The organism is Acetobacter okinawensis, from assembly GCF_002153655.1.
Taxonomy (GTDB): domain Bacteria; phylum Pseudomonadota; class Alphaproteobacteria; order Acetobacterales; family Acetobacteraceae; genus Acetobacter; species Acetobacter okinawensis_A.
Window position 1 is genome coordinate 59423 of the sequence record NZ_JOPJ01000003.1, and the last position, 12852, is coordinate 72274.

The 12852-nt window shown below is 63.3% G+C and carries 10 protein-coding genes; 7 read left to right on the plus strand and 3 right to left on the minus strand.

The window, feature by feature from the left end; genetic code table 11:
* Positions 1-76 precede the first annotated feature (76 nt).
* From HK26_RS02005 to recJ, 4 genes are all read left to right on the plus strand, one after another.
* Entirely contained in the window at positions 77-1312 is a 1236-nt protein-coding gene (locus HK26_RS02005) for an LL-diaminopimelate aminotransferase (protein WP_086638297.1), read from the plus strand.
* A complete protein-coding gene (locus HK26_RS02010; RefSeq protein WP_086638258.1) occupies positions 1309-2622 on the plus strand; it encodes a homoserine dehydrogenase in 1314 nt (437 codons plus the stop codon). The genes HK26_RS02005 and HK26_RS02010 overlap by 4 nt, the downstream gene beginning before the upstream one ends.
* Positions 2623-2685: 63 nt before the next feature.
* Positions 2686-3684: a class II fructose-bisphosphatase gene (gene glpX / locus HK26_RS02015; protein WP_025828071.1), complete on the plus strand. Its 999-nt coding sequence runs from the start codon at positions 2686-2688 to the stop codon at positions 3682-3684.
* An 18-nt stretch (positions 3685-3702) separates the two neighbouring features.
* Entirely contained in the window at positions 3703-5538 is a 1836-nt protein-coding gene (gene recJ, locus HK26_RS02020) for a single-stranded-DNA-specific exonuclease RecJ (RefSeq protein WP_086638259.1), read from the plus strand.
* A gap of 113 nt (positions 5539-5651) precedes the next feature.
* Here the strand turns inward: recJ and rpoH are convergent, their stop codons facing one another.
* Positions 5652-6536, minus strand: a complete 885-nt coding sequence (gene rpoH, locus HK26_RS02025; RefSeq protein WP_086638260.1) for an RNA polymerase sigma factor RpoH — start codon at positions 6534-6536, stop codon at positions 5652-5654.
* 320 nt (positions 6537-6856) lie between these two features.
* Positions 6857-7798 carry an RluA family pseudouridine synthase gene (locus HK26_RS02030; RefSeq protein ID WP_257640820.1) on the minus strand — a complete coding sequence of 314 codons (942 nt, stop codon included), beginning with the start codon at positions 7796-7798 and terminating at the stop codon, positions 6857-6859.
* Positions 7799-8046: 248 nt separating this feature from the next.
* Here HK26_RS02030 and HK26_RS02035 point away from each other — a divergent pair, with 248 nt between their 5' ends.
* Both HK26_RS02035 and HK26_RS02040 read left to right on the plus strand, forming a co-directional pair.
* Positions 8047-9102: a FecCD family ABC transporter permease gene (locus HK26_RS02035; protein WP_086638262.1), complete on the plus strand. Its 1056-nt coding sequence runs from the start codon at positions 8047-8049 to the stop codon at positions 9100-9102.
* Positions 9099-9893: an ABC transporter ATP-binding protein gene (locus HK26_RS02040; RefSeq protein ID WP_086638263.1), complete on the plus strand. Its 795-nt coding sequence runs from the start codon at positions 9099-9101 to the stop codon at positions 9891-9893. Before HK26_RS02035 ends, HK26_RS02040 begins: the two co-directional genes overlap by 4 nt.
* Positions 9894-9900: 7 nt before the next feature.
* Here the strand turns inward: HK26_RS02040 and HK26_RS02045 are convergent, their stop codons facing one another.
* Positions 9901-11379: a protein adenylyltransferase SelO gene (locus tag HK26_RS02045; protein WP_086638264.1), complete on the minus strand. Its 1479-nt coding sequence runs from the start codon at positions 11377-11379 to the stop codon at positions 9901-9903.
* A 262-nt stretch (positions 11380-11641) separates the two neighbouring features.
* On the opposite strand from HK26_RS02045, the gene HK26_RS02050 reads away from it, so the two are divergent.
* On the plus strand, positions 11642-12745 hold the full coding sequence (locus HK26_RS02050; protein WP_086638265.1) for a branched-chain amino acid aminotransferase: 1104 nt from the start codon (positions 11642-11644) through the stop codon (positions 12743-12745).
* Positions 12746-12852: the final 107 nt, after the last annotated feature.

Here is a 12852-nt window from a genome sequence, read left to right on the forward strand (position 1 = left end):
TTTGGCGATTACTATGCCCTCTCCCTACCATCCAACAGGGGCCATGCCCCCTGTCCTTTCAGAGCACCCAAAGTCCATGACCGAAGAGTTCCATCGCATCCGCCGCCTGCCGCCTTACGTGTTTGCCTCTGTCAATCAGGCCAAGGCAGCAGCGCGCGCACGGGGCGAGGATATTATTGACCTTGGCATGGGCAACCCGGACACCCCCACCCCGCCCCACATCGTCAACAAGCTGATTGAAACGGTAAACGACCCGCGCTCGCACCGCTATTCGGTCAGCCGGGGTATTCCCGGCCTGCGCAAGGCCGTGGCGGGGTATTATGACCGGCGCTTTAACGTAAAGCTCAACCCCGACAGCGAAGTGATTGTGACCCTTGGCTCCAAGGAAGGGCTGGCCAATCTGGCCTCCGCCATTACCAGCCCGGGGGACACCATTCTGGTGCCTAACCCGTCCTACCCCATTCACCAGTTCGGGTTTATTATTGCCGGGGCGTCCGTGCGCTCCATCCCCGCCACCCCGAACGAGGACATGCTGCGCGCACTCGAACGCGCTGTCCGCCACTCCGTGCCCAAGCCCACGGCGCTGATTGTCAACTTTCCGTCCAACCCCACGTCGTATCTGGCTGATCTGGATTTTTACAAGGAGCTGGTCGCCTTTGCCCGGCGTGAGGAAATCTGGATTCTGTCTGATCTGGCTTACGCGGAAATCTATTTTGGCGATCTGGTGCCCCCATCCATTCTGGCCGTACCCGGCGCGCGTGACATTGCGGTGGAATTTACCTCACTCTCCAAGACCTACTCCATGGCAGGCTGGCGCGTGGGCTTTGCCGCAGGTAATGAACGGCTGATTTCTGCCCTGACGCGCATCAAATCCTATCTGGATTACGGGGCGTTCACCCCCATTCAGGTTGCGGCGGTCACGGCACTGAACGGGCCGCAGGACTGCGTGGCCGACCTGCGCAACCTGTACAAGGAGCGCCGCGACGTGCTGATAAAGGGCCTGCATTCGGCCGGGTGGGATGTTCCCTCCCCCGAAGGGTCCATGTTTGCATGGGCGCCCATTCCCGAACACTTCCGCGAGATGGGGAGTGTTGCCTTCTCCAAACTCCTGCTTGAGGAGGCAGGCGTTGCCGTGGCTCCGGGCCTTGGCTTTGGTGAATACGGCGATGACCACGTCCGCATCGGGCTGGTGGAGAACACTCACCGCCTGCGTCAGGCCCTGCGTTCGATCAAGGGCTTTATGGCGGCCCACGGCGTCAAAGCCCCTCCCTCTTCCAACCCAGCCCAAAAACCGGAGTCTGTTGTACCGTGACATCCTCTCCCTCTTCTTCTCCTCTTCGTCTTGGCATTGCCGGGCTCGGCACGGTTGGCGCGGGCGTTATTACACTGTTGCGCGCCAATGCGGACCTGCTGAGCGCACGCGCTGGCCGTCCTTTGGAGGTTGTGGCCGTCAGCGCGCGTGAGCGCACGCGCGACCGTGGGGTGGATGTGTCCGCCCTGCGCTGGTACGACAACGCAACCGATCTGGTAAACGACCCGGACGTGGACGTGGTGGTGGAGCTGATTGGCGGGGCAGAAGGCACGGCCCGCGCACTGGTGGAAGCCGCCCTTGCCGCAGGCAAGCCGGTGGTTACGGCCAACAAGGCGCTGTTGGCCCTGCATGGTTCCACCCTTGCCCGCCTGAGTGCGGACAACAACGCCCCCCTGCTGTTTGAAGCAGCGGTTGCTGGCGGCATTCCCGCCATTAAAACCGTGCGAGAAGGGCTGGCGGCAGACCGTCTGCTGCGCGTTGGCGGTATTCTCAACGGCACCTGCAACTACATCCTCACCGTCATGCGCGAGACGGGCAAGGACTTTGCAACCGTGCTCAAGGACGCGCAGGACCTTGGCTATGCAGAGGCCGACCCCTCCACCGATGTGGACGGGCTGGACGCCGCCCACAAGCTGACCATTCTGGCAGGTCTTGCCTTTGGCCAGCCCGTGGCGTTTGACAGCGTGCATGTGGAAGGCATCCGCAGCATTGGCGCTGTGGACCAGAGCTTTGCCCGCGCTCTTGGCTACCGCATCAAACTGCTCGGCCTTGCCAGCATGACTGACGCCGGGCTGCATGCCCGCGTAACCCCCTGCCTTGTACCCCAGCATGCCCCCCTTGCGCAGGTGGATGGCGTGTTCAACGCCGTGGTGGCGGAAGGCGAATTTGTCGGCCGGATCATGATCGAGGGACGCGGAGCCGGTGCAGGCCCCACGGCCAGTGCGGTCACGGCGGATCTGGTGGATATTGCGCGTGGCAACACCATTGCCGTATGGGGCGTGCAGAGCAGCAGCCAGCCCCCGCTGCGGGCCTGCCCCATCTCCAGTGGTGAAGGGGCATTCTACCTGCGCCTGATGGTGGAGGACCGCCCCGGCGTTATTGCCGACATTACCGCCATATTGCGTGACTGTGGTGTCTCGCTACGCAGCATGCTCCAGCATCCGGCGGAAAATGACAGCACGCCTTATGTTCCCCTTGTTCTGGTCACACATCGGACATCCGAGGCGGCCATGCAGGACGCTATCACCCGGATTGACGCCCTGAGTGTTGTGACAGACTCCACAGTCGTGATCCGGATCGAGGCTGCCTGAGACCCCTTGGCCAGCCCCGCTCCACCCTCTGACCGATTGTGCAATTAAGGATCCCGCTTTCTCATGTCTGATTCCATTGGCCCCTCCCCTTTTGTTGTTTCCGACCGCAATCTGGCTCTTGAGCTGGTACGCGTAACCGAAGCAGCGGCCCTTGCCTCTGCCCGCTGGACGGGCCGTGGCCGCAAGAACGATGCAGATGGCGCTGCGGTGGAAGCCATGCGCATTGCCTTTGACACCGTGGCCATTGACGGCACCGTGGTCATTGGTGAGGGCGAAATGGACGAAGCGCCCATGCTCTATATTGGTGAAAAAGTGGGCTCCGGCGGCCCCGCCATGGACATTGCCGTGGACCCGCTTGAAGGCACAAACCTGTGCGCCAAGGACATGCCAAACGCCATTACCGTGGTGGCACTGGCTGAGCGCGGCAATTTTTTGCACGCACCGGACGTGTACATGGACAAGATCGTGGTTGGCCCCAACCTGCCCGCAGGCGTTGTGGACCTTGAAAACACAATTGAAACCAACCTGAAGAACCTTGCCAAGGCCCGTGGCAAAAGCGTGCAGGACCTCCTGCTCTGCACACTCGACCGCGAACGGCACGAGGAAATGATCGCCCGCGCCCGCGCCGCAGGTGCGCGCGTACGCCTGCTGAGCGATGGTGACGTAGCCGGCGGCATTGCCGCCTGCCTGGACAGCAGTCAGGTTGATATTTACGTAGGCTCCGGCGGCGCGCCTGAAGGGGTGCTGACGGCTGCTGCCGTACGCTGCGTAGAAGGCCAGATGCAGGGCCGCCTGCTGTTCGAGGACGACGCACAGCGTGCGCGCGCACAGAAGATGAACCCCGGCAAAAACCCCGACCGCAAGCTGGACCTGCACGACATGGCCGCAGGCTCCGTGCTGTTCTCCGCAACAGGCGTAACCACAGGTGCGCTACTGCGCGGCGTGCGGCAGTACCCGCATCAGGCCGTCACGCACTCGCTGGTCATGCGCTCCAAATCCGGGACCTCCCGCTTTATCGAGGGGCACCACAACTTCAAAACCAAAACATGGACGCCCCAATAACAGGCGTTTTTTAACCCCATGCTCCCCACCGCCACACCGCCCGATGCGCAAACACCCAGCCCCGTCCCAACACCCGCTGTGCTCAATGTGGAGCACAGCGTAAACGGGCGGCGCTGGTCATGGCGGGAGGGAGCAGACAACCCCGCGACCAACCGGCTGGGGGCCGCACTGGCCCAGCAGCTTGGCATACCCGAAATTGTGGGCCGTCTGCTGGCCATGCGCGGGGTCAGCCCCGAGCATGCTCCCCACTTTCTGGCGCCATCGCTCCGCGCGCTTATGCCCGACCCCTCCTGCCTGACCGATATGGACAAGGCTGCGGCCCGCATGGCGCAGGCCGTACAGGCGGGGGAGACCATAGGTGTTTTTGGTGACTATGACGTGGACGGGGCCTGCGCCAGTGCCGTGCTGGCCGCTTTTTTTGAGCAGCTCGGCTGTTCTGTTCTAACCCATATTCCCGACCGCATGACCGAGGGCTACGGCCCCAACCTGCCCGCACTCGAGGCTCTGGTGGCACAAGGGGCCACACTGCTGGTCTGCGTGGACTGTGGCACGGCATCCGCCCCCATTCTCAACCAGTTGGCAGGCAAGGCCGATGTGGTGGTGCTCGACCACCATAAGTCCGAGGATGCGCTGCCCGACATTCTGGCAACCGTAAACCCCAACCGGGTGGACTGTACCTCCGGGCTTGGGCATATCTGCGCTGCGGCACTGAGCTTTCTGGCAACTGTGGCTACCAGACGCACCTTGCGCCAGAACGGCTTTTTTACCGCCGAACACCCCCAGCCCGACCTGCGCCCACTGCTGGACCTTGTAGCACTGGCCACGGTGTGTGACGTCATGCCCTTACAGGGGGTCAACCGCCTGTTTGTGGCTGAGGGGCTTAAAATCATGGCGGCGCGCCAGCGCGTGGGCATTGCCGCCCTGCTGGAAGTTGCAGGGGTGAGCAAGGCGCCGGATGCGTTTTCGTGCGGGTTTGCACTGGGGCCACGCATCAACGCCGGTGGCCGCATAGCCGAAGCAGCCCTTGGCCTACGCCTGCTCCGCTGCCCCGATGTGCATGACGCAAAGCAGATGGCTGAGCGGCTGGATGCGGTCAACCGCCGCAGGCAGGACGTGGAAGCCGATATTCTGAACCGCGCCATGGAGCAGGCCGCAGAACAGAGGGACGCTGGCCACGGCGTTATTCTGCTGGCCGGGCAGGACTGGCACCCCGGTGTTGTCGGCATTGTGGCCGGGCGCATAAAAGAACGCTTTAACCGCCCCGCTCTTGTTGGCGCACAGCAGGAGGACGGCAGCATAAAAGGCTCCGGTCGCTCGGTACCCGGGCTGGACCTTGGCACCGTCATTATTGCCGCACGTCAGGCAGGTATGCTCAAGACCGGGGGCGGGCACGCCATGGCGGCCGGGTTCTCGCTGGATGCGGGCAGGCTGGCCGAGTTCCACACCTTTCTCAACACCCGCCTGCCACAGGCTGCCGCGTTGCCCCCTACCGTGGACCTGACCATAGATGCGGTTGTGGCAGTCAGTGGCGCTACGGCGGAACTGGCGGGGGATATGGCCGCCCTTGCACCCTTTGGCGCGGGCAACCCCGAACCGCTGCTTGCCCTGCCCAATGCCACTATTGTACGCACAGACCGCATCGGGCGTGATGGCAACACCCTGCGGGTGCTGATCCGCGCCAGCAATGGCAGCAGGCTCAAAGCTCTTTTATTCAAAGCGGAAGGGAACCCTCTGGCACAGGTGCTGGAGGACGCAACGCGCCCTTCCCTCCATCTGGCGGGGTACCTGCGGGCGGAAAGCTGGAACGGGCGCACGGACGCCACGTTTTTTGTGCAGGACGTCGCCCACGCCTGACCCCACAACCCTGTGGGCGAAGTGCTGCATGCACCGGCACATCGGTTTTATCACCACCGGATAGCCGTTACAGCACGCAACCGCTGCCCCTTGCAGCCCACACCAGGGGGAACTTAGTCCCCCGATGTAGCGCTACGGCGGGCCGCGACTTCCTTCTTCATCGCTTCCTGCACTTTTTCAAACGCCCGCACTTCAATCTGGCGTACCCGCTCGCGGGATATGCCGTAGTCGTGGGCCAGCTCTTCCAGCGTTGCCGGGTCATCTTTGAGCCTGCGTTCGGAAAAAATACGGCGTTCACGCTCATTCAGCGTCTCAAGCGCTGTGGTCAGCAGGGCTTTGCGGCCCGACATTTCCTCGTTCTCGGCGTAAACTTCTTCCTGATTGACCTGATCGTCCACCAGACGGTCCTGCCACTCGCTCTCCTGATCAGCCTTGAGCGGCGCGTTCAGGCTATGGTCGGGGGCAGCCATGCGGCGGTTCATGTCCACCACATCCTGCTCGGACACACCAAGGGTTGTGGCGATCTTGTTGACCTGTTCGGGTTTGAGATCGCCATCATCAATCGCCTGCATCTGGCCCTTGAGGCGGCGCAGGTTGAAGAACAGCTTTTTCTGGGCGGCGGTAGTCCCCATTTTGACCAGCGACCAGCTATGCAGGATGTATTCCTGAATGGCCGCACGGATCCACCACATGGCATAGGTTGCCAGACGGAAGCCTTTTTCGGGGTCGAAGCGGCGCACGGCCTGCATCATACCCACGTTGCCTTCGCTGATCAGTTCGTTAATTGGCAGGCCGTAGCCCCGGTACCCCATGGCAATCTTGGCAACCAGCCGCAGATGGGAGGTGACCAGCCGGTGGGCGGCCTTGACGTCCCCCTTGTCGCGCCATTTGCGCGAGAGGGAGAGTTCCTCTTCCGGCGTAAGCAGGGGGTATTTACGAATTTCCTGAAGGTACCTTGAAAGATTGCCTTCAGGCCCAACATCAATGACGGAGGCCATGATTTGAGTACTCCTTCCTGAGCTGGAAACTCCCACGGGTGCGTTTGGTTCCTGTCCCGTCAACAGGCGCACCCAATAAGTAGCGGCAAGTTCCAGTACCCGATGGAAAATAGTGGCAGCCCCAGCACCTGCCCTCTGCATGAGCAACAGACACCCAAGGCCCCTTCCCGCCGTACGGTACACAAAGCGGTATGGAGCAAGAGGGTGCGCCCGAAAAATACACCCTGTCAAGAAAACAGCTACGCATGGTAGCAAAACCGCCACAGTTAGTGGACCTGTGCGGTCCTCTTTAAACGGGACTCGGGGTCAGTCCCGCCCGGTTACGAGTCGCTCAGGCTTTGTTCGAGTTCGTGCATGTCGGGCGGCATTGGGGTTTCAAACAGCAGTTTTTCCCCTGTTCTGGGGTGGGTAAAGCCCAGCCGCGCCGCATGGAGTGCCTGACGGGGGAAGTCCAGCCCCGCCCCCCGTGCCGCAGGGGACAGGCCACGGGCCGCCGCAGGCACGCGCCGCAGGTAAAGCGGGTCCCCCATGAGCGGGTGAGCATTGGCCGAAAAATGCACCCGGATCTGGTGCGTGCGCCCGGTAGCCAGCTTGCAGGCCACGAGTGCTGCCGATGCGCTGAACACCTTGAGCGTGCGGTAATGGGTTAGCGCCCATTTGCCACCATGCGTCACCAGCGCCATGCGTTTGCGGTCACGCTTGTCACGGCCTATCGCGCCTTCAAAATCCCCTTCTGCCGGGGTAGGCACACCCCAGCAGAACGCCAGATAGGCACGGTCTATACGGCGGGCGGCAAAATCCTCGGAGAGGGCGAGATGCGCCTTTTCCGTCTTGGCCACCACCATCACGCCCGATGTATCCTTATCCAGCCGGTGCACAATGCCGGGGCGGCGCTCGCCCCCAATGCCCTGCAGGCTGTCCCCGCAATGGGCGATCAGTCCGTTGACCAGCGTGCCGGTCTCGTTCCCCGGTGCGGGGTGGACCACCAGACCGGCTGGCTTGTCCAGCACGATCAGGTCGTCATCCTCATACAGGATGGCAAACTCCATGGACTCGCCCTGCGGGGTAGCCGGGGCTGCGGCAGGGAGGTCCAGCACCACCACCATACCGGGTTTGACCGGCATGGCGGGCTCACGCAGCACCACACCATTGCACAGCAGATGCCCGCCCTCGATCAACCCCTTGATGCGTGAGCGCGAGGGCGCTCCGGGGCAGGTGGACAGGAACCTGTCTACCCGCTCGCCCGCCTGCTGCGCGTCCACGGTAAAAGCAAGGGTGGTGCCGTGGGTGGGGGCAAAGCCGGGTTCGGCCCCGCCCTGTGCTGGAACTGTCTGTGCCAAAGCCCGTCTGTCTCACTCACGTTGCTAGGGTGGATGGGTGCGCGTACAAAGCCCGCTCACGCACCCTGCGTCAAGCCGGGAGAGCCACAGGGGGAACACCGCAGCATTTTGGCCCGGCGGGGACCAAGCCCCCTTGCCCTGCGCTATATAGCGCGGGATAGTGTGCGCCCATGCAGCACCACCCCAACGCCACAATTGTACAGACCTACCGCACCACCATGCGCCGCCACAGCCTTGTGCTGGCAGGGCTTGTGGCGGCACTGGCCTTGTCCGTGCTGGTGGATTGCGCGGTGGGGCCTGCCGCACTCTCCCCCGCCACGCTGCTGCACGCCATACTCGCCCCCTCCGGGGTGGAGGAGCAGACCCGCCTGATCGTATGGCAGATCCGCCTGCCCTATGCGCTTATGGCTGCGTGTGTAGGTGCCGCACTGGGGCTGGCCGGGGCGGAAATGCAGACCATTCTGGCCAACCCGCTGGCCAGCCCGTTTACGCTGGGCCTGTCTGCCGCGGGGGCATTTGGCGCATCGCTTGCCATTGTTCTGGGCTGGCACATCAGCCACGTGCCCGACATGTGGCTGACAGCAGGGAGCGCGTTTGTCTGCTCGGCACTTTCCGTCTGGCTGCTGGACATACTGGTGCGGCTGCGCCGGGGCGGGACAGGTACGGTCATTCTGTGCGGCGTTGCACTTGTATTTTCGTTTCAGGCGCTGGTGGCACTCATGCAGTTTGTGGCGAGCGAGGACGCACTGCAAAATCTGGTGTTCTGGACCCTTGGCAGCCTGACACGCGCCACATGGGGCACACTGGCCCTGCTGGCAGGAACACTGGGGTGTGTTTTTCCGTTTTCCATGCGCGCGGCATGGCCGCTGACCACACTGCGCATGGGCGAGGACAGAGCCGCAAGCCTTGGGGTGGACGTGCAGCACCTGCGCCGCATGTGCCTGCTACGCATAAGCCTGTTATGCGCGTTAGCGGTCGCCTTTGTTGGCGTTATTGGCTTTATCGGGCTGGTAGCCCCCCATATTGCCCGCCGCATGGTGGGGGAGGACCACCGCTTTTACCTGCCTGCCAGCATGCTGAGCGGGGCGTTTATTCTCTCCCTCTCCGCCCTTGTGGCGCGGCTTCTGGTGCCGGGGGTGGTGGTGCCGACCGGCATTGTCACGGCACTGGTGGGCATACCGTTCTTTCTGGCCATTGTTCTGCGCCGCGGGGGAGATACGCCATGACCCATACCCCGCCACAGGGGCTACACGTCCGCGCGCTGGGGGTGCGTTATGGCCGCAGGCCGGTGCTGGAGCATGTGGATGCAGGGCCATTCCCCCACGGAGCTGTAAGCGCCGTGCTTGGCCCCAATGGCAGCGGCAAGTCCACCCTGCTGCGCGCCATGGGCGGGCTGCTCCGCGCGACCGGCACCGTTCTGCTGGACGGGGTGGACCTGACCCCGCTGCCATTGGCCCAGCGCACGCAGCACTGCCTATACCTGCCGCAGGCCCTGCCCGAACCCGTGCGCCTGAGCGTGCTGGACGCCATGCTGGCCGCACGCCACGCCACGGGTCGGCAAAATGGTGCGGACACAACCAAAGACATAGACGCCGCGATGGCCTGCCTGCACGACGTAGGCATTGCCCACCTTGCCACACGGAGCCTGCATGAACTCTCTGGCGGGCAACGCCAGCTTGCGGGGCTTGCGCAGGCCCTTGGCCGCAAACCGCGCGCCCTGCTGCTGGACGAGCCACTCAGCGCGCTTGACCCTTACTACCAGCAGACCATCATGGCCCTGCTCCGGCGCGAGACGGCACAGCGCGGGCTGGTCACCATTATGGTGCTGCATGACCTGAACATGGCGCTCAACCAGTGCGATCTGGCCTGCCTTTTGCACGGCGGGCGTATTCTGGCCAGCGGGGAGCCTGCACATGTGCTGACCCCGGAGCACCTGCGCACCGTCTACCGTATTGCAGCACGGGTGGATGAGGGGGCCAACGGGCAACGCTTCATCAGCACCACGGGTGTGGTGTAAGCCGCCCTTACGTGCCGCAATAGGTGTAGGGGACAACTTCCTCCGCACGCGGGGGAGTGGCGTACCGCTCCATGCCCGGCTGCTCCACATAGGGGGTGGCCAGCAGGTGCAGCATCTCATGGAACATTGTGTAGTCCCGCTCCTGCACGGCGGCCTTTATCATGGCCTCCACCTTGTGGTTGCGCGGAATATAGCACGGGTTGACCTGCCGCATGCCCTGCGCACGGGCCGCCCAGTCCGCACCACCGGCGCTGGCCACACGCGCCCGCCATGCCTCCAGCCATGGGGCCAGCCCCGCTGCCATACCGGCAGGCAGACCCGCAGGAGCCTGCTGCCCCGACAGCACCCCGGCGTGGCTGAACGCGCGGAAGCTGTTGGTCATGTCCGCCCCGTGATCGGCCATCTGGTCCAGCAGGGTTTTGAACAGGGCTTCATCCTCGTCCTGTTCGCCCACAAGCCCCAGCTTGGCCCGCATGCCCGCAAAATAGACCGCATGAAAACGCGGATGGAACTCGGCCAGAGCCTGCTGGGCAAGCTCTATGGCCTGTGTGTCCTCCTCCGCCAGCAAAGGCAGCAGGGCCTCGGCAAAACGGGTCAGGTTCCATAACGCCATGGTGGGCTGGTTGGTGTAGGCATAGCGGCCGCGCTTATCAATAAAGCTGAACACGGTGGCGGGGTTATACACATCCATAAAGGCGCAGGGGCCGTAGTCTATGGTCTCGCCCGAGATGGCCATGTTGTCCGTATTCATCACGCCATGGATAAAGCCAACCAGCATCCATTGTGCCACCAGCGCAGCCTGCGCTGCCACAACCGCCTGAAGGAGCGCCACATAGGGTCGCTCGGCCTGTGCGGCCTGCGGGTAGAGCCGGGCAATGGTAAAATCAGCCAGAGCGCGCAGGCCTGCCTCGTCCTGCGTTGCGGCAAAAAACTGGAATGTGCCAACCCGCACATGGCTGCGGGCAACGCGGGCCACTATGGCGCCGGGCAATGGTGTTTCACGGTAAACATGCTCCCCCGTCTCCACCGCGGCCAGAGCGCGGGTGGTGGGAAGACCAAGGGCTGCCATGCTCTCGCTCAGCAGGTATTCACGCAGGACGGGGCCAAGGGCTGCCCGCCCATCCCCCCTGCGTGAATACGGCGTAGGGCCCGCCCCTTTGAGCTGGATTTCATGCACAAGACCCTGCCGGTCAGTCACATCCCCCAAAAGCAGGGCGCGGCCATCCCCCAACTGGGGGGAGAAATGGCCAAACTGGTGCCCCGCATACACGGTGGCCAGCGGGTCCATGCCCTGTGGCATCTGGTTGCCTGCCAGCATGGCCAGCCCCTGCGGGCCAGCCAGCCACGCTGCGTCCAGTCCCAGTGCGTCAGCCAGCGGCCTGTTCAGCACAATCAGCCGGGGGGCAGCCACCTGTGTGGGCTGTGTGCGGGAATAAAAACGCGCAGGCAGCGCTGCGTAACCCTGCCGTATGGAGGAATGGGGCATTGGAACACCACCTTGCAAAAAACCAGACCAGCACGGCACAGCCGCCAAGCCCTGCCACAGCCGCACAACACACACGAACGCACCACATGCGCACACGTTTGCACCTATCTGGCACAGACACGGCGGACATGATAGGAAAGAGCCCGACCGGGCGACCGGCAGGCTGCGTTGCCGCGCGCCTGAAACAACAGAACAAAACCGTATATCGGAGCAACCAGGCCTCTGGTCCCCATACCAGCGCCGCGGAAGACGCGAGAGCACCATGACCACCGTATCTGACAACATCGCCTTCAAGATCACCCGCAAAACGGATGGCACCCCTGCCGCCGAGCGCGAAAGCCTGGTAGCCAACCCCGGCTTTGGCCGCGCGTTTACCGATCATATGGCCGTTGTCACCTACACCGAAGGCCGGGGCTGGCACTCGGCTGAAATTCTGCCCCGTCAGCCGCTCATGCTCGACCCTGCGGCCTCCGTGCTGCACTACGCGCAGGAAATTTTTGAAGGCATGAAGGCCTACCGCACCCCCAACGGGGCTGTGCAGCTCTTCCGCCCCGAAGCCAATGCCCGCCGGTTCCAAAAATCCGCCGAGCGCATGGCCATGGCGCAACTGCCCGAAGACCTGTTCTTGGAAGCCGTGACCCAACTGGTCACAATCGACCGCGACTGGGTGCCCGCACCCGAGGTGGGCACGCTCTACATCCGCCCGTTCATGATCGCGACGGAAGCAGCCCTTGGGGTCAAGCCTGCCTCCGAGTTCAAGTTCATTGTCATTGCCTGTGCTGCGGGGGAATATTTCTCCAAGGATGCAGGCCCCGTTTCCGTGTGGGTGGAAACAGATACCGTGCGCGCCTCCCGCGGGGGGACTGGCACAGCCAAATGTGGGGGCAACTACGCCGCCAGCCTGACCGCACAGATGGAAGGCAAGGAGCACGGCTGCCAGCAGGTGCTGTTCCTTGACGCAGAAGAACGCCGCTGGCTTGAAGAAATGGGCGGCATGAACGTGATGATGGTGTTTGAAGATGGCACCCTGCTCACCCCCCCTCTGGCGGGTGGCACCATTCTGCACGGCATTACGCGTGACAGCCTGCTGACTCTGGCGCGCGATGCGGGGATGCCCGTAAAAGAAGAGCGCTACGCGCTCGACCAGCTTTTTGCCGATGCCAAATCGGGTAAGCTGCGTGAGGTGTTTGCCTGCGGCACGGCTGCCGTTGTCTCCCCCATTGGTGCGTTCAAAAGCAAGACCGATAGCTGCACCATCAACAACAACACGGTGGGGGACGTTACCGCCAAGCTGCGCCAGACCCTGTGCGACATCCAGTTCGGCCGCACAGCCGACCCGCATGACTGGATCCGCACGGTGGCGTAAGCCCCGCCCCCCCAGACCACCCTGTACGCACCCCGGCCCCAGGCCGGGGTGTTTTTATGTAAAACCCGCCACCACGGCAGACATGCTGGACAGCGCGCCCCAAGCGG

Bases quoted from the DNA above. Each gene is read 5' to 3' on its own strand.
- HK26_RS02035 (WP_086638262.1), top strand. From the start codon at position 8,047: ATGCAGCACCACCCCAACGCCACAATTGTACAGACCTACCGCACCACC.
- recJ (WP_086638259.1), top strand. From the start codon at position 3,703: ATGCTCCCCACCGCCACACCGCCCGATGCGCAAACACCCAGCCCCGTC.
- HK26_RS02040 (WP_086638263.1), top strand. From the start codon at position 9,099: ATGACCCATACCCCGCCACAGGGGCTACACGTCCGCGCGCTGGGGGTG.
- HK26_RS02050 (WP_086638265.1), top strand. From the start codon at position 11,642: ATGACCACCGTATCTGACAACATCGCCTTCAAGATCACCCGCAAAACG.
- HK26_RS02045 (WP_086638264.1), bottom strand. From the start codon at position 11,379: ATGCCCCATTCCTCCATACGGCAGGGTTACGCAGCGCTGCCTGCGCGT.
- rpoH (WP_086638260.1), bottom strand. From the start codon at position 6,536: ATGGCCTCCGTCATTGATGTTGGGCCTGAAGGCAATCTTTCAAGGTAC.
- glpX (WP_025828071.1), top strand. From the start codon at position 2,686: ATGTCTGATTCCATTGGCCCCTCCCCTTTTGTTGTTTCCGACCGCAAT.
- HK26_RS02005 (WP_086638297.1), top strand. From the start codon at position 77: ATGACCGAAGAGTTCCATCGCATCCGCCGCCTGCCGCCTTACGTGTTT.